The 21,930-nt window shown below is 63.1% G+C and carries 25 protein-coding genes; 8 read left to right on the top strand and 17 right to left on the bottom strand.

Translation table 11 applies throughout. The annotated features are described in order from the left end of the window. The first annotated feature begins 34 nt into the window (after nt 1–34). The 6 genes from Q1B16_RS10600 to Q1B16_RS10575 all read left to right on the top strand — a co-directional run bounded on the left by Q1B16_RS10600 (nt 35) and on the right by Q1B16_RS10575 (nt 6,691). Nucleotides 35–982, top strand: a complete 948-nt coding sequence (locus Q1B16_RS10600) for an ABC transporter permease (protein WP_299787729.1) — start codon at nt 35–37, stop codon at nt 980–982. After that, entirely contained in the window at nt 979–1,794 is an 816-nt protein-coding gene (locus Q1B16_RS10595; RefSeq protein WP_299787725.1) for an ABC transporter permease, read from the top strand. The genes Q1B16_RS10600 and Q1B16_RS10595 overlap by 4 nt, the downstream gene beginning before the upstream one ends. Then, a complete protein-coding gene (locus tag Q1B16_RS10590; RefSeq protein ID WP_299787722.1) occupies nt 1,791–3,407 on the top strand; it encodes an ABC transporter ATP-binding protein in 1,617 nt (538 codons plus the stop codon). The genes Q1B16_RS10595 and Q1B16_RS10590 overlap by 4 nt, the downstream gene beginning before the upstream one ends. Beyond that, nucleotides 3,385–4,830, top strand: a complete 1,446-nt coding sequence (locus Q1B16_RS10585) for an aldehyde dehydrogenase family protein (RefSeq protein WP_299787719.1) — start codon at nt 3,385–3,387, stop codon at nt 4,828–4,830. Before Q1B16_RS10590 ends, Q1B16_RS10585 begins: the two co-directional genes overlap by 23 nt. Before the next feature lie 12 nt (nt 4,831–4,842). Then, entirely contained in the window at nt 4,843–5,583 is a 741-nt protein-coding gene (locus tag Q1B16_RS10580; RefSeq protein WP_299787716.1) for an SDR family oxidoreductase, read from the top strand. A gap of 85 nt (nt 5,584–5,668) precedes the next feature. Further along, entirely contained in the window at nt 5,669–6,691 is a 1,023-nt protein-coding gene (locus Q1B16_RS10575; RefSeq protein ID WP_299787713.1) for a P1 family peptidase, read from the top strand. A 22-nt stretch (nt 6,692–6,713) separates the two neighbouring features. On the opposite strand, the gene Q1B16_RS10570 is transcribed toward Q1B16_RS10575, so the two are convergent. Genes Q1B16_RS10570 through ribA form a run of 4 tightly spaced genes read right to left on the bottom strand, consistent with a single transcriptional unit; the run spans nt 6,714 to nt 9,706 of the window. Beyond that, a complete protein-coding gene (locus tag Q1B16_RS10570) occupies nt 6,714–7,505 on the bottom strand; it encodes an SseB family protein (protein WP_299787710.1) in 792 nt (263 codons plus the stop codon). Further along, a complete protein-coding gene (locus tag Q1B16_RS10565) occupies nt 7,502–8,083 on the bottom strand; it encodes a uracil-DNA glycosylase family protein (RefSeq protein WP_299787707.1) in 582 nt (193 codons plus the stop codon). Before Q1B16_RS10565 ends, Q1B16_RS10570 begins: the two co-directional genes overlap by 4 nt. A 25-nt stretch (nt 8,084–8,108) precedes the next feature. Further along, on the bottom strand, nt 8,109–8,615 hold the full coding sequence (locus tag Q1B16_RS10560) for a L,D-transpeptidase family protein (RefSeq protein WP_299787704.1): 507 nt from the start codon (nt 8,613–8,615) through the stop codon (nt 8,109–8,111). Further along, complete coding sequence (gene ribA, locus Q1B16_RS10555) at nt 8,612–9,706, bottom strand: GTP cyclohydrolase II (protein ID WP_299787701.1); 1,095 nt, start codon at nt 9,704–9,706, stop codon at nt 8,612–8,614. Before ribA ends, Q1B16_RS10560 begins: the two co-directional genes overlap by 4 nt. A 155-nt stretch (nt 9,707–9,861) precedes the next feature. On the opposite strand from ribA, the gene Q1B16_RS10550 reads away from it, so the two are divergent. Continuing rightward, a complete protein-coding gene (locus tag Q1B16_RS10550; RefSeq protein ID WP_299787698.1) occupies nt 9,862–10,548 on the top strand; it encodes a response regulator transcription factor in 687 nt (228 codons plus the stop codon). A gap of 162 nt (nt 10,549–10,710) precedes the next feature. On the opposite strand, the gene Q1B16_RS10545 is transcribed toward Q1B16_RS10550, so the two are convergent. The 11 genes from Q1B16_RS10545 to Q1B16_RS10495 form a co-directional block, all read right to left on the bottom strand. Beyond that, nucleotides 10,711–11,250, bottom strand: coding sequence for a CIA30 family protein (locus Q1B16_RS10545; protein WP_299787695.1), 540 nt, complete (start codon nt 11,248–11,250; stop codon nt 10,711–10,713). Between the two features lie 84 nt (nt 11,251–11,334). Then, the gene (gene pnp / locus Q1B16_RS10540; protein WP_299787692.1) at nt 11,335–13,476 is read right to left on the bottom strand and encodes a polyribonucleotide nucleotidyltransferase; all 2,142 of its coding nucleotides are present in this window, start codon (nt 13,474–13,476) and stop codon (nt 11,335–11,337) included. Nucleotides 13,477–13,785: 309 nt separating this feature from the next. After that, nucleotides 13,786–14,055: a 30S ribosomal protein S15 gene (gene rpsO, locus Q1B16_RS10535; RefSeq protein ID WP_299787689.1), complete on the bottom strand. Its 270-nt coding sequence runs from the start codon at nt 14,053–14,055 to the stop codon at nt 13,786–13,788. 153 nt (nt 14,056–14,208) lie between these two features. Then, entirely contained in the window at nt 14,209–14,607 is a 399-nt protein-coding gene (locus tag Q1B16_RS10530) for a hypothetical protein (protein ID WP_299787686.1), read from the bottom strand. Nucleotides 14,608–14,688: 81 nt separating this feature from the next. Next, a complete protein-coding gene (locus Q1B16_RS10525) occupies nt 14,689–15,243 on the bottom strand; it encodes a DUF1643 domain-containing protein (protein WP_299787682.1) in 555 nt (184 codons plus the stop codon). Next, nucleotides 15,240–16,148: a tRNA pseudouridine(55) synthase TruB gene (gene truB / locus Q1B16_RS10520; protein WP_299787678.1), complete on the bottom strand. Its 909-nt coding sequence runs from the start codon at nt 16,146–16,148 to the stop codon at nt 15,240–15,242. The genes Q1B16_RS10525 and truB overlap by 4 nt, the downstream gene beginning before the upstream one ends. A gap of 73 nt (nt 16,149–16,221) precedes the next feature. Then, the gene (locus Q1B16_RS10515; protein WP_299787675.1) at nt 16,222–16,404 is read right to left on the bottom strand and encodes a Trm112 family protein; all 183 of its coding nucleotides are present in this window, start codon (nt 16,402–16,404) and stop codon (nt 16,222–16,224) included. Beyond that, complete coding sequence (locus tag Q1B16_RS10510; protein ID WP_299787672.1) at nt 16,401–17,045, bottom strand: LON peptidase substrate-binding domain-containing protein; 645 nt, start codon at nt 17,043–17,045, stop codon at nt 16,401–16,403. The genes Q1B16_RS10515 and Q1B16_RS10510 overlap by 4 nt, the downstream gene beginning before the upstream one ends. A gap of 27 nt (nt 17,046–17,072) precedes the next feature. Then, nucleotides 17,073–17,996: a tetratricopeptide repeat protein gene (locus tag Q1B16_RS10505; RefSeq protein WP_299787669.1), complete on the bottom strand. Its 924-nt coding sequence runs from the start codon at nt 17,994–17,996 to the stop codon at nt 17,073–17,075. 70 nt (nt 17,997–18,066) lie between these two features. After that, nucleotides 18,067–18,870 carry an alpha/beta hydrolase gene (locus tag Q1B16_RS10500; protein ID WP_299787666.1) on the bottom strand — a complete coding sequence of 268 codons (804 nt, stop codon included), beginning with the start codon at nt 18,868–18,870 and terminating at the stop codon, nt 18,067–18,069. Further along, on the bottom strand, nt 18,870–19,469 hold the full coding sequence (locus tag Q1B16_RS10495; protein ID WP_299787663.1) for a 2-hydroxychromene-2-carboxylate isomerase: 600 nt from the start codon (nt 19,467–19,469) through the stop codon (nt 18,870–18,872). Before Q1B16_RS10495 ends, Q1B16_RS10500 begins: the two co-directional genes overlap by 1 nt. Nucleotides 19,470–19,574: 105 nt before the next feature. On the opposite strand from Q1B16_RS10495, the gene Q1B16_RS10490 reads away from it, so the two are divergent. Further along, nucleotides 19,575–20,585, top strand: coding sequence for a ribose-phosphate pyrophosphokinase (locus Q1B16_RS10490; protein ID WP_299787660.1), 1,011 nt, complete (start codon nt 19,575–19,577; stop codon nt 20,583–20,585). A gap of 18 nt (nt 20,586–20,603) precedes the next feature. On the opposite strand, the gene Q1B16_RS10485 is transcribed toward Q1B16_RS10490, so the two are convergent. Together Q1B16_RS10485 and Q1B16_RS10480 are read right to left on the bottom strand one after the other, a co-directional pair. Next, nucleotides 20,604–21,473 carry a hypothetical protein gene (locus Q1B16_RS10485; RefSeq protein WP_299787657.1) on the bottom strand — a complete coding sequence of 290 codons (870 nt, stop codon included), beginning with the start codon at nt 21,471–21,473 and terminating at the stop codon, nt 20,604–20,606. Nucleotides 21,474–21,561: 88 nt separating this feature from the next. Further along, nucleotides 21,562–21,912: an H-type lectin domain-containing protein gene (locus Q1B16_RS10480; RefSeq protein WP_299787654.1), complete on the bottom strand. Its 351-nt coding sequence runs from the start codon at nt 21,910–21,912 to the stop codon at nt 21,562–21,564. Nucleotides 21,913–21,930 lie beyond the last annotated feature (18 nt).

Raw genomic sequence — 21,930 nt, 5'->3', positions numbered from 1 at the left:
TCCTTGCACGGAGGCTTCGCCTAACCTGCCCGTCATGTTGGGCTATTTCGTCAAACGACTGGTTTCACTCGTCATCAGCCTGATCGTGGCGTCGGCGGTGATTTTTTCCGTGGTCGAGATCGCACCGGGTGACCCGGCCAGCTTCATGCTTGGCATCAACGCGCAACCGGACACGGTGGCCGCCCTGCGCACCGAGTTGGGGTTGGACCAGTCCAAGCTCGACCGCTACCTGAGCTGGGTCGGCGGAATGCTCACGGGTGATTTCGGGACCTCTTACACCTATCGCGCGCCCGTGGCGCAAATGATCGCGGATCGGCTTTGGGTGTCGTTGCCCTTGGCGCTTTACGCGCTCACACTCTCCACCCTTATCGCGTTTCCCGCCGGGATCTTCGCCGCCGCGCGGCGCGGTGGTGCGGGTGATCTGGCCGTAACGGGTGCCACGCAGTTGGGCGTGGCCATCCCGAACTTCTGGTTCGCGATGATGCTCGTACTGATCTTTGCCATCAACCTGCGCTGGTTCAGTGCCGGGGGTTTTCCGGGTTGGGACGCCGGGTTCTGGACCGGGATGAAAGCGCTGACGCTGCCGGCCATCGCGCTGGCGCTACCGCAGGCGGCGATCCTCACACGGGTGATGCGGTCCTCGCTGCTCGACATTCTGGGCGAGGACTTCATCCGCACCGCCTGCGCAAAGGGTCTGTCATCGCGCCAGGCGCTGTGGCGTCATGGGCTGCGCAACGCGCTGATCCCGGTGCTGACGATCATCGGCTTGCAATTCGCCTTCCTGCTGGCGGGTGCGATCATCATCGAACAGGTGTTTTTCCTGCCCGGCCTCGGGCGTCTGATCTTCCAGGCGATCACGCAGCGGGATCTGATCGTGGTGGAATCGGTGGTCATGCTGCTGGTCTTCGCGGTGATCCTGGTGAATTTCCTCGTCGATCTGGCCTATGCCGCCGTCGATCCACGGCTGAGGACCCGGACATGAGCCGAAACCTGATCCTTGGCGGTGCATTGACGGCCATCTTCGTCATGGCCGCGCTGCTGTCCTTCGTCTGGACGCCGCAAAGCGTCGAGGCGATGAACATCGCAGGCCGCCTGCAACCGCCCAGCGCGGCGAACCTGCTGGGCACCGACCATTTCGGGCGGGACATCCTGTCGATGCTGATGGTCGGCGCGCGCACCTCCATCGCCGTCGCACTCGTGGCGGTGGGCATCGGCATGGGCCTCGGCGTTCCCCTCGGCCTTGCCGCGGCCGCGCGCCGTGGCGGCATGCTGGACGAAGTCATCATGCGGATGAACGATCTGATCTTCGCCTTCCCGTCGCTCGTGATCGCGATCCTGATCACCGCCGTGTTCGGCCCCTCGGCCACCAATGCGATCATCGCCATCGGCATTTTCAACATCCCCGTCTTCGCTCGCATCACGCGCGGGGCAGCGCTGAGCCTGTGGAAACGCGAGTTCATCATGGCCGCTCGGGTCGCCGGAAAAACCCGCACCCGGATCAGTGCCGAACACATCCTGCCTAATGTCGCCAACCTGCTGATCGTGCAAGGCACCATCCAGTTCAGCCTCGGAATTCTCGCCGAAGCGGGTCTCAGCTATGTGGGCCTCGGCGCGCAGCCGCCGCTTCCCAGCTGGGGCAGGATGCTGGCCGACGCGCAAACGATGGTGGCGCTCGCCCCGCATGTCGCGCTGATCCCGGGACTGACCATCGTCGCGATGGTGCTTGGTCTCAACCTCTTGGGCGACGGGCTGCGCGATGCGCTGGATCCGCGCCTCAGGGTGGTGCGCACATGAGCCTGCTCGACATCCGCAACCTGTCCCTGTCGATCCACGGCAAGCCGATCCTGAGGGGCATATCGCTGCGCATCGCGGAAGGCGAGATCGCCGCCCTGACCGGCGAAAGCGGGTCCGGCAAATCCATGACCGCCTTCGCGACCCTCGGCCTCTTGCCGAAAGGCGCCAAGGCCACTGGCTCCATAACATTCGACGGAACGAACCTGTTGACGCTTGCCGAGCCGCAGATGTGCGACCTGCGCGGGCGCGAGATCGGGATGGTGTTTCAGGAACCCATGACGGCGCTGAACCCCGTGCAGACCATAGGCGCACAGGTGATGGAAACCATCCTGATCCACAAGGCGATGCCCCGCGACAAGGCAGAGGCGCGCACCCGAGCGGTGCTGAAGCGGGTTGGCCTGCCGCCAGACCACGTGCCGCTGTCGCGCTACCCGCACGAGCTTAGCGGTGGGCAGCGTCAGCGCGTGGTCATCGCCATGGCCATCGCCCTGCGGCCCCGGCTGTTGATCGCAGATGAACCGACAACCGCGCTCGACGTGACGACACAGGCGCAGATCCTCGATCTGCTGCGCGGTCTCGCCCGAGAAGAGAACATGGCGCTGATGATGATCACCCATGACCTCGCCGTGGTGAGCGACATGGCCGACACGCTCAACGTCATGCGCCACGGCGACATCGTGGAATCCGGTCCGACCGGCGATGTCCTGCGCCAGATGCGCCACCCCTACACGCGCCAACTCCTCGCCGCCTCGCGTCACCAGGCCAATCTTGGCGCGGCAAAGGCCGACGCACCCCTGCTCTCGGTTCAGGGGGTCAGTCGTGACTACCCCATGCCGCGCCTGTCCCTGTTCGGCCCGCGCCCGACCTTCCGCGCGGTGAAGCGCGTCAGCTTCGACATCCGACGCGGCGAACGCGTTGGTCTGGTGGGCGAATCCGGCTGCGGCAAATCCACCCTCACCCGCGCCATCCTGGGGCTGGAGCCGGTGCAGGAGGGCCAGATCACCCTCGACGGCCATCCGGTCTGGCAGGACGGCCACCCGAACCTGAAGGTCCGCCGAAAGATGCAGGTGGTGTTCCAGGACCCCTATGGCAGCTTCAACCCCCGCCACAAGGTCGGGCGCCTGATCACCGAACCGTTCCACCTGCTGCCCGATCCCCCGACAGGAACCGCCCGCGACCGGGCCATCGCCGAAGCCCTGACCGCCGTTGGCCTGAGCCCCGAGGACGCTGGCAAGCATATCCACGCCTTCTCCGGCGGCCAGCGCCAACGCATCGCCATCGCGCGCGCCCTGATCATCAAGCCAGAACTGATCGTGTTCGACGAAGCGGTTTCGGCACTGGATGTGCGGGTGCGGGCACAGATCCTCGACCTGATGGCCGATCTGAGCCGCGCCTACGGGCTGACCTATCTCTTCATCAGCCACGACCTGAGCGTCGTGCGCTCCATCACCGACCGGGTCATGGTCATGCGCGCGGGCGAAATCGTGGAGGATCGGGCCACGAAAGATATTTTCGACGCGCCGAACCACGCGTATACCCGCAGCCTGATTGCAGCCGCACCGCAACTGCCCGACGACCTGGAGGCCCTGAATGCTCCCCACCCTGCCCTTTGATCCCTTCCATATCCTGATCGGCGGCACATGGCGCGCCACCGAAGACACCCTGCCGCTGGTCAACCCGTCGGATGGCAGCACCTTATGTGACATCGCGCGCGGCACCGAAGCGGATGTTGACGCCGCCGTGACCGCCGCCCAGGGCGCGCTTGACGGGGCATGGGGCAAGATGACCGCCCTTGACCGCGGGCGCTGCCTCACGCGGTTGGGCCAGCTCGTTCTCGACCATGTGGAGCTTTTGACAACGCTGGAAACACTGGACGTGGGCAAACCCGTCACCCAGGCCCGCGCCGATGCCGTGGCACTGGCGAGGTACTGCGAATTCTACGGCGGGGCGGCAGACAAGGTGCATGGGCAGACCATCCCCTATCTCGACGGCTACACCGTCTACACCCTGCGTGAACCGCACGGCGTCACCGGGCATATCGTGCCGTGGAACTACCCGATGCAGATCATTGGCCGGTCCGTCGGCGCGGCTCTGGCAATGGGCAACGCCTGCGTTCTCAAACCCGCCGAGGACGCCTGCCTGACCGCGCTGATGTTCGCCCATCTCGCCAAGGAGGCGGGCTTCTCCGATGGCGCATTGAACGTCGTCCCCGGCCTAGGGTCCGAAGCCGGAGCCGCCCTCGCCCGCCATCCCGGCGTGCATCACCTGAGCTTTACCGGCTCGGTGCAGACCGGCCGTACCATCCAGACGCTCGCCGCCGAGAACGTGGTGCCCGTGACGCTGGAGCTCGGTGGCAAATCGCCCCAGATCGTGTTCGACGATGCCGATCTGGACGCTGCCCTGCCCTTCCTGGTGAACGCCGGCCTTCAGAACGCGGGCCAGACCTGCTCTGCCGCCTCGCGCATCCTGATCCAGCGCAGCGTCTACGAACAGGTCGCACATCGCATGGCCGACGCCTATCGCGGCAAACGGGTTGGCCCCGCGACCGACGACCCGGATATCGGGCCCCTGATCTCCGTGAAGCAGAAACAGCGCTTCGAGACCTTGCTCGAGGCCGCCGCCGATCTGCCGCTTCTAGCCGCCACGCCCCTGCCACAGGACCTGCCGCCAGAAGGCGCCTATGTCCAGCCGCGCCTCTACGGCCCGGTGGCACCCGATCATCCGCTGGCACAGAACGAGCTCTTCGGTCCGGTGCAGGTGCTGATCCCCTTCGACACCGAGGAAGAGGCCATCGCCATCGCCAACGGCACGATCTACGGCCTGGTCGCAGGGGTCTGGACGGCCAATGGCGCACGCCAGATGCGACTGGCCAAAGCCCTGAAAAGCGGGCAGGTTTTCCTCAACAATTACGGCGCGGGCGGTGGCGTCGAACTGCCCTTCGGCGGCATCGGCAAATCCGGTCACGGCCGCGAAAAGGGGTTCGAAGCACTTTACGGGTTTTCGACCCTGAAGACCGTCGCGGCGAAACACGGCTAGAAAGGACCAAGGATGAGGCTGAACGGCAAAACCGCAATCGTCACCGGCGCAGGATCGGGCTTTGGCGCGGGCATCGCCCGCAAATTCGCCGCCGAGGGTGCCACGGTCACGGTGGTCGATCTCAACATCGACGCCGCTCAGACCATCGCCTCCGAGATCGGCGGCACCGCCCACAGGGCGGATGTGGCGAACGGCGATCAGGTGGCCGACATGATCGAAGCCGCCATCACGCAGATGGGGCATGTCGATATCCTCGTGAACAACGCGGGCATCACCCATTTGCCCAGCCCGATGGAGGATGTGACCGAAGACGATTTCGACCGCGTCTTCGCCGTCAATTGCAAATCGGTCTATCTGACCGCGCGCGCACTGGTCCCGCATTTCAAGCACCGCAAGAGCGGCAACATCCTCAACATCGCGTCGACCGCGGGCGTCTCGCCGCGCCCGCGTCTGAACTGGTACAACGCCTCCAAGGGCTGGATGATCACCGCGACCCGCGCAATGGCGGTGGAACTCGCCCCCGAGGGCATCCGCGTCAACGCGCTCAACCCGGTGGCAGGGGAAACCCCGCTCCTCAAAAGCTTCATGGGCGAGGACACGCCCGAGATGCGCGCGAAATTCCTCTCCACCATCCCGCTGGGCCGCTTTTCCCAACCCGAGGATCTGGGCAACGCCGCCGCCTTCCTCTGCTCGGACGAGGCCAGCATGATCACCGGCGTCTGCATGGAAGTGGACGGGGGCCGCTGCATATGACCGGGGTTTCTTTGGGCCTCAAATACCTCGGGGAGTGTGAGGGGCTGGCCCCTCACTCCGACAGTGCCACAGGCGGAACGCCCCGATGACGCCCGGCCCGCGCAACCTCATCACCGATGTCGCGGGCCTTTTGGTCGGCAACGCGCAGGACGCACGCCTCAAATCCGGCACCACCGTCCTGCTCTCCGACGACGGGCCAATGACCACCAGCTACGCGGTGATGGGCGGCGCACCCGGCACGCGCGACACCGATCTGCTGGAACCGGACAAGACCGTGCCGGGGGTCGACGCCATCGTGCTGTCGGGCGGATCGGCCTTCGGGCTGGCCGCCGCGCAGGGCGTGATGGAAGCGCTGGCGGAACGCGGGCGCGGCTTTCAGGTCCACGCCGCCCGCGTGCCCATCGTGCCTGCCGCGATCATCTTCGATCTGCTCAATAACGGGCAGAAGGATTGGGCGGAAAACCCCTATCCCGCGCTTGGGCGTCAGGCGCTTGGCAACGCCACGCGCGATTTCACCATCGGCACGGCAGGTGCCGGCACCGGCGCGACCGATGCACGGCACAAGGGTGGGCTGGGATCGGCCTCCTTGATCCTGCCCGATGGCAGCACCATTGCCGCGCTGGTTGTGGTCAACGCCTTAGGCAGCGCCGCCACGCCGTCCGGCAAACACTTTTGGGCAGCCCCGTTCGAGATCGGGGATGAATTCGGCGGGCTTGGTCCCGATCCAGCCGTCGGCATTCAGCCCCTGCCGCCGAGCCGCAAGGCCGCCGCGATGGCGCAGCATGGGAACACCACGATCGGGATCGTCGCGACCGATGCGACGCTCGACAAAGCCGCGTGCAAGCGGCTGGCCATTGCAGCACATGACGGCTTCGCCCGTGCGCTGGTCCCGTCGCACACGCCCTATGACGGCGACCTGATCTTCGCCTCCAGCACCGCCCGCCGCGCCCCTCCGTCAGAGGAGGTGATGCCCCTGCTGGGACATTACGCATCTGTCTGCATGGCCCGGGCCATCGCCCGCGCGATCTGGGAGGCGACCCCGAGCGACGACGACGCCCTTCCAACCTTTCGCCAGGAGCACGGCGCAAAGCCCTTCGAAGGGCTTTGACCAAGCGCCTTCCAAGGCGCTTTCACCGCAGCTTGGGCGGTTTCGCAGGATCACTGCCGGGTGCCACCCGTTCCATGCGCTGAGGCTCCGCCGGTTCCGGCAAATCGAACCGCAATCCCACGCGGGCCAGTTGCGCCGTAACCGGATCGCTGTCGCGCAGGAACACCACGTCGAGCGCCGCTGCCTCCAGCCCGGAAAAGACCAGCGCTTCCTGAATGGCTCGCGCCAGCGCGCCCTCGGCCCCCGGCACGGCTCCGGTAAACCCGATCAGGTGCCCACGCACGCCGCTGTCATAGACCACCTCGGCGAGATATCCGCGCCGCGCCAAGCCGGTGGCGGTGCGCAGCTTGGCGTCTATCGCCTCGAGCAACCCGTCCGGCAGCGCGCCGGGTGCGCGGAACTCTTCGGGTCGCGCCTCGGCCTCGGACGGGCCCTGCGCTACGGTCTCGGCCAGCCAGTCCACTGCGCTGTCCGGCAACAAGATAGACGAAGGTGCCACTTCGGGGTTGAGCGCGATCCCGATGCCCTGCCCCGCGAGCATCCCGACAATCGACCGCCCCGACAGCGCGGCGTAGGGCACGGCACGACCGGCGAAGGCGCCCAGCCGATCCTCGGTGTCGAAGACCAGCACGAACCGCGCGTCGCCCAGATCGAACAGCTCCGGCTCCGCCTGATCCCCTTCCGCCTCGCGGGCCAGCATCAGGAACAGCTCTGCCTCGGCCAGACGATCGTAGAACCGCAGGCGCGGTGCGTCCGCCTCGGGGTCTGCCTCCATCGCCGCATGGGCGTGGTCCAACGGGGTTTGCAAAGTCATGCCATCACCTCCTGCACCCGCGCGCGCAGGGCGGGCAGTACCTCGCCCTCGAACCACGGGTGTTTCTTCAACCACGCGGTATTGCGCCAGCTTGGATGCGGCAAGGGCAAAAGCCCCGGCCAATGGTCGCGCCAAGTGCGTACGGTCTCGGTCACGCCTGCCTTGGTGCCAAGGTGATACTTCTGCGCGTAGCCTCCGATCACCAGCTTCAGCGGCACCTCACCCACATGGGTCAACACTTCGTTGTGCCAGGTCTGGCGACAGATTGCAGGCGGCGGCAGGTCGAATCCCGCCGCATCGTATCCCGGAAAGCAGAACCCCATCGGCACGATGGCCACGCGGCTTTGGTCATAGAACGCGGCGCGGTCCAGCCCAAGCCAGTCGCGCAGTCGATCCCCGCTTGGGTCGTCGAACGGAATACGGCTGGTATGCGCGCGCATTCCTGGCGCCTGACTGCAAATCAGCACCCTTGCGCCGGGGCGGAACCACACCACGGGCTTGGGCCTGTGCCGGGTCGCTGTAGCCGCAAAGCGGTCGGCGCACAGCGTGCAGTTGGAGAGACGGTCCTGAACGGTCATGCGACCTGATGTAATACGCGGGCGGTCAGGTCAACGATGCGGGCACGATCAGCCGGGTCTCGTAGCGGATCAATCCGACGATCCGGCGCAAAAGATCGGGGCGGAACCCGATGCAGCCCTCGGTCGGAAAGCCGGGCCGTCGCCAGCGGTGCAGAAAGATCGCTGATCCCCGCCCCCGTTCGGCGTAGGGCCAGTTCCAGTCGGTCAGCAGCACGAGGTCATAAAGCGGATCGGCCCGGCGCAGCGCCTCGTGGCTGTGGGGATAGGGCACGCGAACCATGAGGTTGTAATCCTCGTGCGCCGGATCGTCCGACCACAGATCCCCGGGCCGGATCGGCACGGCCCAATCGGTTGGCCGCGCCATGCGGTCGGGCCGGTAGAGCAGACCGACGATCCGGTGCACTCCCACCGGTGTTGCGCCATCGCCTTCGCGCTTGTCCGTGCGCACGCCGCCGCGCCCGATGGTGCAGGGCCACATCCGCCCCATAAAGCGCACCCCCTGACGGGTCAGAACCATGTCGCCCGCGGTCACAGAAGGTGCCCCGATTTGCGGGCCTTCGTGGCAAGGTAGCCGGTATTGTGCGGGTTTTCCCCCACCTTCAAAGGCACCCGCTCGGCCACCGAGATCCCGTGCTTTTCCATCATCGCGATCTTGGCCGGGTTATTGGTCATCAGCCGCACCGATCCGAACCCAAGCTTGCGCAGCAGTTCCGCGCCAATTCGGAAATCGCGCTCATCGTCTTCGAAGCCCAGCCGGTGATTGGCCTCGACCGTGTCGAAGCCCTGATCCTGCAACGCATAGGCGCGCATCTTGTTGGCGAGGCCGATCCCACGCCCCTCCTGGTTGAGATAGAGCAGCACGCCTTCGCCAGCGGCCCCCATCGCCTCCAGGGCACCGTTGAGCTGCGGCCCGCAATCGCACTTCAGACTGCCCAGAAGGTCGCCGGTGAAACAGGCCGAATGCAGCCGCGCCAATACCGGTTTGGTGCGGTTGGGCCGCCCGATCTCGATGGCATAGTGTTCTTCTGATCCGTCCTCGGGGCGAAACACATGCAACCGCGCGTTTTGCGCTGCGCGCAGGGGAACGCGGGCCGAAACGACCTCGTCAAAGACGACCGACGCGCCGAGCCGTGGGGTTGCCGCTGTCGCGCCGAGACAGGTCAAGGAATGGGTCGCTGCAAACTCTGCCGCCGCGTCGATGGGCGCGACCACCACCGCCGGCAAGAGCCGCGCGGTTTTCGCCAGCGTCACCGCCAAACGGTGCAGCGTCGCGTCGCCCCCCCGACGCGTCACGAGCGGCCCTTTCATCGGGTGCAGCAAATCATCCGCCGGATCGGCCAGGGCCTGCACCCAACTGACGTTGGCATCCTCCGGCAAGGCAACACGGGCCACGTCGCCGTCATAGGCTCGGGCCTTCAGGGTGTCGGCGCGGCGGCCGGTCAGGACGAGATCCGCATCACGACCAAGCACCATCAGATCGGCAAGCCGCGCCGGGCCAAGCGACTCCGTCGCTAGAACGATCAAACCCGCTCCGCTGTCGTCTTCAAGCACCACAGGCACGCCCATGCGCAGATCGGCGCGCGCACGGGCCAGCAGATCGGTGATGTCAGGCGCGAGCGTCATGCGATCGAAGGTATCCTGCGGGGCGGTTGCAACAAACCGCCCGAATTATGAAACATTTGGCCCCTGCATACACGAGGCCGTGAAACACTTGCAGCAATTCTTGCCCGCACGCAACGGCTTGCCCATGTCTCGTGAAACCGAGGAGAGGCAACACCATGGCACAGATCAAAAATATCCTTTTGGTCGATGACGATGATGACCTGCGCGAGGCTTTGGCAGAGCAGCTCGTGATGACGGAAGACTTCGAAGTGTTCGAGGCCGATTGCGGCACCGCCGCGATGGGGCGGGTGAAGGAGCAGCTTTACGACCTGATTATCTTGGATGTCGGTCTGCCCGACACCGATGGCCGCGAATTGTGTCGTCTGATGCGCAAACAGGGCGTCAAGGCGCCGGTGCTCATGCTGACCGGGCACGATTCAGACGCAGACACGATCCTTGGTCTGGATGCCGGTGCCAATGACTATGTCACCAAACCCTTCAAGTTCCCTGTGCTTCTGGCCCGCATCCGCGCGCAGTTGCGCCAGCACGAACAATCCGAAGACGCGGTGTTCACGCTTGGACCGTATACGTTCAAGCCGTCGATGAAGCTTCTGGTGACGGAAGACGACAAGAAGATCCGCCTGACCGAGAAAGAGACGAACATTCTCAAGTTCCTCTACCGGTCGACCGATGGCGTCGTGGCGCGCGATACGCTCCTGCACGAGGTCTGGGGTTACAACGCCGGGGTCACAACGCACACGCTCGAGACGCATATCTACCGACTTAGACAAAAAATTGAACCGGATCCCTCCAACGCGCGTTTGCTCGTTACAGAATCCGGCGGATATCGGCTGGTGTCCTAAGACCTTGGTCCATTTTGATTTGGATCATAGAAGCATGGCACCTACATCTTTATCCAGGCTGTAAGAGTTCCCGTCGCATATGCGGGTTATCATATGCACCTCCCTGTTGGACTTGGCCCGGGCTTTTGCCCGGGTCTTTTTTTGTCCGGTCGGGATGCGGGATCAATAGAGCGAAATTCGGTCCACGCTGACATCCGCGTCGAAATCCCCGCCATAGGCCACGATCGCGAGGCTGGTCACTTCAGACGCCGCAAAGGATTGCGGCATGGCGTCATGCGAGGCGGTGAATTCGGCAAAGGGCAGCGTCACCTGCGTCCAATTCGCAGGCGCGGTGAAAGACGCCCGGTAGGAGTACCAGACGCGGTTCAGGTTCGGCGTTTTCAGAAAGACGTAATACGTTTCACCATTCCCGCGGACCCGCAGATCAAGACCCTGCGCCCCGCTCGGCCAAGGATCGGAAAACCGCCGCCGCACCTGAATGAAGCCACCGTTGTTGTCTGTGCTCACGGCGCCCGTAAGGCGCAGAACGGCGCCCGCTCCCGTCCCCCGAATTTCGGCGCGACCGGACGACACACCGCCCATCACGCCATCGGCGACGTAGTCCCATCGGGCATTCGCGTCACCGGAAAAATCGTCGAACACCGTTTCGGCCATAGCCTGCCCCGCTGTCAGTGAAGCGATCAAAAGAATGGATTTCAGCATGAGGCAAAAGTAGCGCCCCTGCCCCAACAAAAAAGGTGTCCCCGCGGGGACACCTTTGTTTTCAGACGTTTGAAACGTCGCAGATTACTCTGCGTCTTCTTTCTTGGCCTCCGGCGCCAGCTCTTCGCCGGTCTCCTGATCGACCATCTTCATCGCAAGGCGCACCTTGCCGCGGTCGTCAAAGCCCAGAAGCTTCACGTAGACTTCCTGACCTTCCTTGAGCACATCCGACGGATGGTTCAGACGGCGGTTTTCGATCTGGGACACGTGCACCAGACCATCGCGCTTGCCAAAGAAGTTCACGAAGGCGCCGAAATCGACGATCTTCACGACCTTGCCCTTGTAGATCTGGCCCTCTTCCGGCTCTGCCACGATCGAATGGATCATGTCATACGCCGTCTTGATGGCTTCACCGTTCGGCGAGGCGATCTTGATGATGCCTTCGTCGTTGATGTCGACCTTGGCACCGGACACTTCCACGATCTCGCGGATGACCTTGCCGCCGGATCCAATCACTTCCCGGATCTTGTCGGTCGGGATCTGCATCGTCTCGATACGCGGTGCGTGAACGCTGAATTCAGCGGCACCGGTCAGGGCCTTGTTCATCTCACCCAAGATATGCATCCGGCCGTCTTTCGCCTGAGCGAGGGCCTTCTTCATGATCTCGGGCGTGATGCCTGCGACCTTGATGTCCATCTGAAGCGACGTGATCCCGTTTTCGGTGCCCGCCACCTTGAAGTCCATGTCGCCAAGGTGATCTTCGTCACCCAGGATGTCGGTCAGGACGGCGTAGGACCCATCCTCTTCGAGGATCAGCCCCATGGCCACACCGGCCACAGCGGATTTGAGTGGAACGCCCGCGTCCATCATCGACAGCGAGCCACCACAGACCGACGCCATCGAAGACGAGCCGTTGGATTCCGTGATCTCGGACACCACGCGAATGGTGTAGGGGAAATCGGTGGCTGCCGGCAGAACCGCCTGAAGCGCACGCCATGCCAATTTGCCGTGACCGATCTCGCGACGTCCCGGAGGGCCCACGCGACCCGCTTCACCGACCGAATAGGGCGGGAAGTTGTAGTGGAGCAGGAAGTTCGACCGATAGTTTCCGTGCAGCGCGTCGATGATCTGCTCATCGTCGCCGGTGCCGAGCGTGGTCACAACCAGACCCTGCGTTTCACCACGGGTGAACAGCGCCGACCCGTGGGTCCGCGGCAACAGGCCGGTTTCGCACACGATCGGACGCACCGTATCCAGCGCGCGACCGTCGATCCGCTTGCCGGTTTTGACAACGTCGCCTCGCAGGACTGACGCTTCCAGCTTCTTCATGGCCGATCCGAGATTCGGATCTTCAAGCTGCTCTTCGGTAAGAGCCTCTTTGATCGCCGCCTTGGCGTCGGACAAAGCTGTGGTCCGCTCTTGCTTGTCGGTGATGGCATACGCGGCGCGGATCTTGTCTTCGCCCGCGGCTTTCACCGCTTCGTAAAGATCGCTGTAATCCGGCGGCTGGAAGTCGAACGGCTCTTTCGCGGCGGATTCGGCCAGGTCGATGATCAGGTCGATCACCGGCTGGATCTGCTCGTGCGCGAAGGTCACGGCACCGAGCATCTCATCCTCGGTCAGCTCGTACGCTTCGGATTCGACCATCATCACGGCGTCTTTGGTGCCAGCGACAACCAGATCGAGTCGCTGCTCGGGGTTGTTGCGCAGCTGGTCCATATCCTCCACATCGGGGTTGAGGATGTAGTCACCATCGACATAACCCACGCGGCAGCCCGCGATCGGCCCCATGAACGGCGCGCCGGAAATGGTCAGCGCGGCGGACGCGGCGATCATCGCGACGATATCCGGGTCATTGACCAGGTCGTGGCTCAGCACGGTGCACATGACGAGAACTTCGTTCTTGAAGCCCGGCACGAAGAGCGGGCGGATCGGACGGTCGATCAGGCGCGCGGTCAGCGTTTCCTTCTCGGTCGGACGCGCCTCGCGCTTGAAGAAGCCACCCGGCACTTTACCGGCGGCATAGTATTTCTCTTGGTAATGCACGGTCAGCGGAAAGAAATCCTGACCGGGCTTGGGTTCCTTGGCGAAGGTCACGTTGGCCATCACCGAGGTTTCGCCGAGGGTCGCGATCACGCTGCCATCGGCCTGACGGGCAACCTTGCCCGTTTCCAGCGTGAGCGTTTCTTCGCCCCACTGCATCGTTTTCGTTGTCGTATTGAACATCATCGTTTCCTGTAAGGGAGCACTCCCGGCCCTCCGGGTCTCCCGTTTTTCATGGCGGCCCCATTGCCGCCGACCCTTTCATCATTCCATGCGCCAGGGTCGAAGCGTCACGTCTCAGATGATGGGGCCATACAGGAAATACGTTGCAAAGAAAACCTTTCGTTTTGTCGCCGCAGATCACAGCGGCGGCACCGAAAATCTATCAAGATTTTCGCCAAATCCTTACAAGGATTTGGCGCGGGACCGATGCGGTCGAAACGAAAAAGGGCCCGCGAAGCGAGCCCTTGGAAAACCGTGTATCGGCACGTCTTAGCGACGGATGCCCAGACGCTTGATCAGGTCCTGATAGCGCGCTTCGTCCTTGTTCTTGGTGTAGTCCAAGAGCTTACGACGCTGAGCCACCAGCTTGAGAAGACCACGACGCGAGTGGTTGTCTTTCTTGTGGGTCTTGAAGTGCTCGGTCAGGGTGGAGATGCGGCTGGTCAGAATGGCGATCTGAACCTCGGGCGAACCTGTGTCGCCGTCCTTGGTCGCGAATTCCTTGATCAGGCGGTTCTTTTCTTCGACAGTGATCGACATCGGGGTCTCCTTTCGAAGGTTTGTGTGAATGGCGCAAGCCGGGATGTCGTCCAGCAGGGCCCATGGAGAATCTCCGCACGTCTTGCGGATGCGGGCGTATAGGCGATTATTCCAGGCTTGGGAAGCCCCTGTCGCGCGCCACAGTTGTCTGCATCATCCGGGCCACGCCATTGCGTCACGATGCGCTATCAAAGCCTGTGTCGGCACCTGAACGATCAAGGCTCCGTTCAGCAGAACATCGGTCCAGGCATCATCGTAAGGCGACAGGCGCAAGGCGATGTCAGGCCGACCAGGGATCGACGGCGTCACATGCTCGAGCAAGCGGTCCTGTGCCGCTTCAAATGTTGCGACCCGCGACGGCACGTCGGGCCGCGCGCTTGGCTGGTTGATGCGCCCGACGCGTTGGAACAGACCCAGCGCGTCGACCGGAACATCGGGCCAATCGTCGACCGCGCAACGCGTGACACCGCGTTGCGACACCCGCGAAGGCATTGCGACGAAGAGACCGGCAATACCGAAAAGCCCGATCAGTGAAACCGCGAAATAGACCATGAAGACCCGCGCCCAGATTTGTGTCGCGGCAGGTTAGTCGCAAAGCGTAAAGGAACCGTTTTTCTTCAACGCCTCGGGTCGTCACCCACCCGGATAGCGCTGGGTCCGGGGCCACGGCACGGGCGCGGTGGCGAAGGACACGTATAAGGGATGGCGCGGATGGCTCTCCTTGGTCAGGCCCAGATGATGCAGGTCGCCCTGAAGCCGCCGAGCCACCTGTTGTGCGCGGCCCAGGTGACTGCCGTGCACGCCCCATGCCGCCACGGTCATCCCGGCGTTTCCAGACCACGCGTCGAGCAGCAGATCGTTGGCGTCCCCGACGGGCAGGGCCGCGCGCTTCAAATCCTGTGGACGCGTCGCGCGGAAAGCGAAAAGATTGGCGATCATCACACCGCCGAACCCCATCGCCCGCGCGCGAGTCTCGCATCGCGCGACGGTGGGATCGTTGCGGTGCTCATCCGCGGTGGACGGGTTCAGCATGATGAACAACAGCGCGGATTTGCGGGCATCCCATACACGGGACAATCCATAGCGATAGGCGTCGCAGGGCGAATACCAGACGCGCGACAGGCAGCCCTCTGCTTCGTGCGCGCGATGGACCAACGTCTTGCAAAGCTCCGCCGGGAGGTCGGTCATGCGGTGACAAAAACCCGGGAGGGGTGCACCTCGCCCGATTTGTAGACGCCGACGGCGATCGGCTCGCCGTTGCTGGAGACCCAACATTCCTCGCCGTACTCCACGCCCGAGGCAATCACCATCGCGGGATTGCCGTTGCGCAGCTTGGCGGCGGCTTCCGGCGTGCAGGTGAGTTCCGGCAGATCGGCCAATCCTTCCTCGAGCGGCCTCAGATAGCTGTCGAGTTCCGGCGTGCGGGCAAGCGCGTCGATCCGATCGAGGCTTATCCCGTCCTCGACGTCGAAGGGCCCCGACCAGACGCGGCGCAGACGCAGCACATGGCCGAGGCAGCCCAGCTTCTCTCCGAGGTCTCGCGCGATCGACCGGACATAACCGCCCTTGCCGCAGACCAGCATCAGCACGGCATGATCGGCATCGGGACGGTCCAGCAGGGTCAGTTCGTCCACGTAGAGGGGTCGCGCGGCCAGCTCCATGTCCTCACCATCGCGGGCGCGTTTGTAGGCGCGTTCCCCGTCAATCTTCACGGCGGAAAACTGCGGCGGCACCTGTTGGATGTCACCGACGAAGCTGTGCAGGGCTTCCTTGATCTCGTCATCCGTCGGCCGCAGATCGGAGGTTGCGATCACGTCACCTTCGGCGTCATCCGTACGGGTCGACTGTCCGAACCGTACGGTGAATTCGTACGCTTTGAGTGCATCGGTGATATAGGGGACGGTCTTGGTCGCTTCACCCAAAGCGACAGCAAGAACACCGGTCGCATCGGGATCGAGGGTCCCGGCGTGCCCGGCCTTTTTCGCGTCGAAGGCCCAGCGCACCTTGTTGACCACGGCGGTCGAGGTCAGGCCTGCGGGCTTGTCGACCACCAGCCATCCTGAAATATCGCGCCCCTTGCGTTTGCGTCCCATGCTGCCCCTCGTATCCTTGAAAGACACGCGGGGTATCGCAGGGTCGAAAGCCTGTCAATTCTGCGAAAATGTGTCAGTCGATCTCGCGGGCTTCGTCGATAAGCATGATCGGGATGCCGTCCCGGATCGGGTAGGCCAAATGCGCGGACCGGCTGACCAGTTCCTGCTTGGCCGCGTCGTATTCGAGCCTGCCCTGTGTTTGCGGACAGACCAGCGCCTCGAGCATCTTGCGGTCGAAACCCGGTGTCTCGGTCATTGCAGGATATCTTCCGACTGGCCGCCGCGCAGGGCGTATTCAATCAAGGTCACAAGTGTTTCGCGACGTGTGGAGAGCGATGGCGCTTCAAGAAGCGCCTGCTTTTCCTCGGGTTCGAAATCGAGAAGCATCGACAGCGAATTGATCAGCAACTCGTCATCCGCCTCTTTCAAGGTCGGCCAATCCGCCGAAAGATCGCGTGCCGAGAAATAGCGGTCCAGCAGGTCCATGAACGCATCGCGGTCAAATCCGCGATCGTGCTCCGGCCCACCCTGATCCCGGTCGAACCCGTCCCAGTTCACGTCGAACTTGCGGTAAGGTGTAAAACCCTCGACCTCGGCCCCGATGCGGAAGCGCGAGATGCCCGTGAGGGTGATCATGTAGCGCCCGTCCTCGGTCTCGGAAAACTGGGTCACGCGCCCAGCGCAGCCGATGCGGTGCAAGGCGTCCTGATCACCGTTCGGCCGGACGTTGGGCTGCACCATCCCGATGAGCCGCGCCGGTGTTTTCATCGCATCTTCGAGCATTTGCAGATAGCGCGGCTCGAACAGGTGCAGTGGCAGCCGTGCGCGGGGCAGCAAAAGCGCCCCGGGCAGCGGGAAGACGGGGATGGATCCCGGCAATTCGGTGACTCTTATCATGACCCACGACCTAGCCTGACAAAGCGATCAGGCAAATATCATCGAGCTCAATCGACGCCGTCCATTCAATGCCACGGGATCGTTCGGTTTCAGCGCTTCGAAGATGGTCATCAACTGCGCTTTCGCAGCCCCGTCATTCCATTCGCGATCACGACGGAACAGCTCCAGAAGTTGATCAACCGCGCCCTCTCCATCCCCCGAGGCGTAGAGCGCCTGGGCCAGATCGAAACGAGCCTGGTGATTGTCCGGGTCCGCCTCAACCTGGGCCTGCAACTCGGAAACGGGGCCGGAATTGCTGGCCTGTTTGGCCAGTTCAAGCTGCGCGCGCGCGGCTTCGATTTCCGCGCTCTGGGCGATTTCGGCGGGCGCGCCGTTCAGGATCGCCTCGGCCTGTTCAAGCTCGTCGATCGCCAGATGGGCACGGATCAATCCGGCATAGGCGCGGGCATGGTTGGGTTCTTCTTCGAGAACCGCCGCGAACGTCTGCATCGCATCCACGGTGGCACCGGTTTCGAGCATTTCCTCAGCCGCCTCGACGGCGTCATCCAGACCCCCGCCGGTTTCACCCCCGGCCGCGGTGATGACCTTGTCGATGAACGCCTTGAGTTCGGAAGGCGACTTGGCCCCCTGGAACATATCGACGGGACGGCCTTGAACAAAGGCCATCACGGTCGGGATGGATTGGATCGGCAGACCCTGCTGCGCGAGCGCCTGAACCAGACCTTCGGCCTGGTCGACGTTGATCTTGGCCATCTTGACTGCGCCACGCGCCGAGCGGACCGCCGCTTCAAGCTGGGGACCCAGCGTCTTGCAGGGACCGCACCACGGCGCCCAGAAATCGACGATGATCGGGGCCTCCATGCTCGCCTCGACCACTTCGGCCATGAACGCCTCTTGGGAGATGTCCTTGATCAGGTCATTGTCCGCAGGGCTTTGTCCGAGTTCGATCATCGCTGTCTCCTGTCGTCTGTACCGCCGTTCCTTTGGGTAGATGGCCCAGCCACCGGCGGCTTGCAAGGGGTCAGGCGTCAAGCAGGTTGCGGATATGGCGGGCCACCGGGTCGGGATGGGTGATGGGAACCATGTGCCCGGCCCCGTCGATCACCACATCGACCGCGCCGGGAATACGACGTTCCAGCGTGGCGTGGATGGCGGTGATGACCGGCTCGGTGCGCTGACCGCGGATCAGCAGCGTCGGACAGGCGATTGTTTCAAGACGCCCCTCGGTCAGAAGACCAGCGGTATCGTGCAGAAGGAAAGGTTCGGTTTCGCGGATGAAGGGCATCTGCGACGCGAACGTCGTTCGTTCCCGATCGCTCAGATCGGGCCAGGCGCGACCATCCCCCCAGATCCGGATGAAATCGGCAGCGGCCGTCGCCCAGTCCTCTGCCGCAAGCGCGGCTCCGAATGCCTCGGACGTCATGACGTAATCCTTGAGCACGGACGGCGCGCTTTGCCCGGCGGCGGCGAAAAGCACCGGCTCGATCAGGGTGAGCGATCTGACCTTGCCGGGGTCCTCCAACGCCAACCGCAACGCCACCGTTGCGCCGAAGCTGTGGCCAATCACGTGGCCGCCGGCGCCGATCATGTCGCGGGCGATCTCGGTGACTTGATCGTGGATCGCACACCGACCGTCCCACGCAGCGCTGCGACCGTGCCCCGGCAAATCCGGCGCAGTCATCGTCAACCGGTCCGACAACCGCTCGGCCAAAGGAGCCCAGGCTTTGGAATGGGCCAGCGCACAATGCAGGAGCAGCGCTGTGTCCGGGCCGGTGCCGAAGTCGCGCCAGTAGACGGGAAAACCCGCGCGCTGGCCTTCGGGCATCAGAGCTTTCCGGCGAGATACAGGTCCAGATCGGCGATCCGGTCCTGTCCCCAGAACCGCTGGTCATCATCGGTGATGTAAAACGGCGCGCCGAACACGCCGCGCGATGCGGCTTCTTCGAGGTTGGCGGCATAGGTTTCTGCCCCGCTCAGCAGGCCGCTATCGGCCAGAGCGGGATCGAAGCCCGCCGATTCAAGCGTGGCGCGCACCACGTCGTCCTGCGCGATGTCCTTGTCTTCGGCCCAGACGGCGCGTAGGAACCCGTGCGCGAGCGCGCCCAGATCGCCGCCGCCCGCGTTCTGCGCCGCGATGATCGCGTAGGAGGATGGCGCGGCATTGGTCGGCCAGAAGGCGGGTTTCAGGTTGAACGGCATGCCAAGCTTTTTCGACTGCCGGGTCAGTTCCTGGGCGCGCAGTTCCTGACGGCTGGGATGACGGTCTTTCGGAGGCGTTCCACCGGTGCGCCCGAACAGCGTGGTGATATCCACCGGTTTGTAGGTGATCGTCGCGCCATGCCTGGCCGCGACCTCTTCCATCCTTGTGCCCGCAAGATACGCATATGGCGACAGTGTTGAGAAAAAGTAATCAATGTGGGCCATTTGGTCCCTCCGGGCCTGTGTTGCTTTGCGCGACGGTAGGCACATGCTAAGGCGAGCGCAACGTCACGAATCTGTCATCTCAGACCGACTACGGAGCCTGCCGCCATGCCAAGCATTGTTGAACCCAAACTCATTTCCGGCAATGCGAACATGCCACTGGCCAAGGGGATCGCCCGCCGTATGACCATGTATCGCGGGATGAACGTTGGGTTGGTCGATGCGCGGGTTGAGCGGTTCAACGACCAAGAGATTTTCGTCGAGGTCTACGAGAACGTCCGCGGCGAGGATATGTTCATCATCCAGCCCACCTCGAACCCTGCAAACGACAACCTGATGGAACTGCTCATCATGTCGGACGCGCTGCGCCGGTCGTCGGCGGCCCGCATCACGGCGGTGATCCCCTATTTCGGCTATGCGCGGCAAGACCGCCGCTCCAAGGCGCGCACACCGATCAGCGCCAAGCTGGTGGCCAACATGATCGTCGAAGCCGGGATCGAGCGCGTTCTGACGATGGACCTGCACGCGGCGCAGATCCAGGGGTTCTTCGATATCCCGGTGGACAACCTCTATGCCTCGCCGATCTTTGCCCTGGATATCCTGCAACAATTCAAGGGCGACACGTCGGACGTGATGGTCGTGTCCCCGGACGTCGGCGGCGTGGCCCGTGCCCGCGAATTGGCGAAGCGGATCAACGCGCCGCTGGCCATCGTGGACAAGCGTCGCGAGAAGCCGGGCGAGATTGCGGAGATGACGGTGATCGGCGACGTGACCGGCAAGAAGTGCATCATCGTGGACGACATCTGCGACACCGCGGGAACGCTCTGCAAGGCGGCCGAGGTTCTCATGGAGCACGGCGCGACCGAGGTGCATTCCTATATCACGCATGGCGTGCTGTCCGGCCCGGCGGTTGAGCGGATCACCAAATCGGTGATGAAGTCGCTGGTCATCACCGACTCCATCGAGGCCACAGACGCGGTCAAGGCCGCGCCGAACATCCGTATCGTCCCGACCGCCCCGATGTTTGCACAGGCGATCCTCAACATCTGGAACGGGACATCTGTGTCTTCTCTGTTCGAGACAGACACGTTGGGGCCGATCTACGAGGGTATTCTCTAGATCAGCCAGCGTGTTGCGTCATTGCGGGCCGAAAATTGGCTCAGGACTGATCAGCGGAGCCTGCGTCGCCAGTGCTTCGATCTCTCGTCGCAAGTCAATGATCTGCTCTTGAAACGCGGCATTGGCTTGCTGCGCTGCGTCACATTTTCTAAGGGCCTCTGTCAGGCGAGCTGATTTTTGAAACTGCGACAGCACCTGGTACGGATGCCGATCGGTGCTTGATCCGCTCAATGTCCGAAGGGTTTCATAGGCAGGTAATCCACAAAATCCCTCTCCGTTAAACATTTTCAGATAGCCGTAGCCCAGCCAATACGCGTCAGGCGACATGATTTCACCCTCGCGGGCTTGACCTAAATAGCCCTCGGCTTCGGTAAGAAGCTTTGCACAGTTTTCTTTTGCCGTGTCTTGTTCTGCAATTGTTTGATCAATGCAGGACGCGGCCGCCCCCAAGGCATCGTAGCGAACCTTCCCCAAAAGAATTGGCTCCAGGCGGTACAGGGTCGCAAATACCGCCATCATCAGCATTGAAAAAAGTGCGAAGTTGCTCAGAAAACCACGCCAGCTTTGCAAACGGCGACGTCTTCTCAATTCCTCATAGGACAATTCGTTGTCGCGGCTGAACTCCTCTCGGATACCGGGAGACAAAAAGAATATGATCCGCACGATCTTCAAATCATCGTATCGCGCGCCGACAACCTCTCGAAGAATCAATAGCGGGAAAAACAGAAGAACAATTTTGCTGGCGTCATACAGCGTTTTTGCTGCGGGAAGATCGAACGGCATCCAGTCGCTCGGCATCAAAACAAACGCCAGACCGAACAAGACTGCGCCGACATAAACGGCGAAAAGGTCGAGCAGGAAAAAGAACCTTGGAAATCGTTTTCTCATTCCATTGGTTAGCACCAAAATGGCGAGTCGCGTACTGCTAAGCAGTCAGTACCCATACAGGCTGCATCAAATTCGTGTTGCGCGGCTCTCAAACCACGTCCCAATCGTCCTCGCTACACACTTCCCCAATGGCGAGCCAGGAGATGCGCACGCGTGCCACCCGCGTGTCGAGCCACGTGCGGAAGACCGCATCGAACCCGGTGACGCTGACGTTCTCGGCGGTCAGGTCGGCACGGACGTTATGTGCGCTGTCCATGTCCCAGAGCGTCAGGGTGACATGAACGGCAGGCGGCGTAGAAAAGGGTTGGTCGAAGGCGACCCATTGGCTGCGTGACCGCGCCCCGTGGCCGGTCCACATATCGCCGCCCTCTTCATAGTCCGAGAAGAGATCGACCGATCCCTGGGCAATCCCGACGCGCGCACTGTTGATGATCTGCATGTCACCGCCTCATGTGGT

Source organism: uncultured Marivita sp., assembly GCF_947488135.1.
Classification (GTDB): domain Bacteria; phylum Pseudomonadota; class Alphaproteobacteria; order Rhodobacterales; family Rhodobacteraceae; genus Marivita.
The sequence above is the reverse complement of the archived record's forward strand: the minus strand, read 5'-3'. Positions and strand labels throughout refer to the sequence as shown.

What these genes read in the sequence shown, in the direction of transcription:
- Q1B16_RS10510 (WP_299787672.1), bottom strand. Translation starts at nt 17,045, where the DNA reads ATGATAAGAGTCACCGAATTGCCGGGATCCATCCCCGTCTTCCCGCTG.
- Q1B16_RS10490 (WP_299787660.1), top strand. Translation starts at nt 19,575, where the DNA reads ATGCCAAGCATTGTTGAACCCAAACTCATTTCCGGCAATGCGAACATG.
- Q1B16_RS10545 (WP_299787695.1), bottom strand. Translation starts at nt 11,250, where the DNA reads ATGCTGAAATCCATTCTTTTGATCGCTTCACTGACAGCGGGGCAGGCT.
- Q1B16_RS10570 (WP_299787710.1), bottom strand. Translation starts at nt 7,505, where the DNA reads ATGACTTTGCAAACCCCGTTGGACCACGCCCATGCGGCGATGGAGGCA.
- Q1B16_RS10480 (WP_299787654.1), bottom strand. Translation starts at nt 21,912, where the DNA reads ATGCAGATCATCAACAGTGCGCGCGTCGGGATTGCCCAGGGATCGGTC.
- Q1B16_RS10575 (WP_299787713.1), top strand. Translation starts at nt 5,669, where the DNA reads ATGACGCCCGGCCCGCGCAACCTCATCACCGATGTCGCGGGCCTTTTG.
- Q1B16_RS10500 (WP_299787666.1), bottom strand. Translation starts at nt 18,870, where the DNA reads ATGCCCGAAGGCCAGCGCGCGGGTTTTCCCGTCTACTGGCGCGACTTC.
- pnp (WP_299787692.1), bottom strand. Translation starts at nt 13,476, where the DNA reads ATGTTCAATACGACAACGAAAACGATGCAGTGGGGCGAAGAAACGCTC.
- Q1B16_RS10530 (WP_299787686.1), bottom strand. Translation starts at nt 14,607, where the DNA reads ATGGTCTATTTCGCGGTTTCACTGATCGGGCTTTTCGGTATTGCCGGT.
- truB (WP_299787678.1), bottom strand. Translation starts at nt 16,148, where the DNA reads ATGGGACGCAAACGCAAGGGGCGCGATATTTCAGGATGGCTGGTGGTC.
- Q1B16_RS10505 (WP_299787669.1), bottom strand. Translation starts at nt 17,996, where the DNA reads ATGATCGAACTCGGACAAAGCCCTGCGGACAATGACCTGATCAAGGAC.
- Q1B16_RS10600 (WP_299787729.1), top strand. Translation starts at nt 35, where the DNA reads ATGTTGGGCTATTTCGTCAAACGACTGGTTTCACTCGTCATCAGCCTG.
- Q1B16_RS10485 (WP_299787657.1), bottom strand. Translation starts at nt 21,473, where the DNA reads ATGAGAAAACGATTTCCAAGGTTCTTTTTCCTGCTCGACCTTTTCGCC.
- Q1B16_RS10565 (WP_299787707.1), bottom strand. Translation starts at nt 8,083, where the DNA reads ATGACCGTTCAGGACCGTCTCTCCAACTGCACGCTGTGCGCCGACCGC.
- Q1B16_RS10580 (WP_299787716.1), top strand. Translation starts at nt 4,843, where the DNA reads ATGAGGCTGAACGGCAAAACCGCAATCGTCACCGGCGCAGGATCGGGC.
- Q1B16_RS10585 (WP_299787719.1), top strand. Translation starts at nt 3,385, where the DNA reads ATGCTCCCCACCCTGCCCTTTGATCCCTTCCATATCCTGATCGGCGGC.
- Q1B16_RS10590 (WP_299787722.1), top strand. Translation starts at nt 1,791, where the DNA reads ATGAGCCTGCTCGACATCCGCAACCTGTCCCTGTCGATCCACGGCAAG.
- Q1B16_RS10525 (WP_299787682.1), bottom strand. Translation starts at nt 15,243, where the DNA reads ATGACCGACCTCCCGGCGGAGCTTTGCAAGACGTTGGTCCATCGCGCG.
- Q1B16_RS10550 (WP_299787698.1), top strand. Translation starts at nt 9,862, where the DNA reads ATGGCACAGATCAAAAATATCCTTTTGGTCGATGACGATGATGACCTG.
- Q1B16_RS10515 (WP_299787675.1), bottom strand. Translation starts at nt 16,404, where the DNA reads ATGACCGAGACACCGGGTTTCGACCGCAAGATGCTCGAGGCGCTGGTC.
- Q1B16_RS10595 (WP_299787725.1), top strand. Translation starts at nt 979, where the DNA reads ATGAGCCGAAACCTGATCCTTGGCGGTGCATTGACGGCCATCTTCGTC.
- Q1B16_RS10495 (WP_299787663.1), bottom strand. Translation starts at nt 19,469, where the DNA reads ATGGCCCACATTGATTACTTTTTCTCAACACTGTCGCCATATGCGTAT.
- rpsO (WP_299787689.1), bottom strand. Translation starts at nt 14,055, where the DNA reads ATGTCGATCACTGTCGAAGAAAAGAACCGCCTGATCAAGGAATTCGCG.
- ribA (WP_299787701.1), bottom strand. Translation starts at nt 9,706, where the DNA reads ATGACGCTCGCGCCTGACATCACCGATCTGCTGGCCCGTGCGCGCGCC.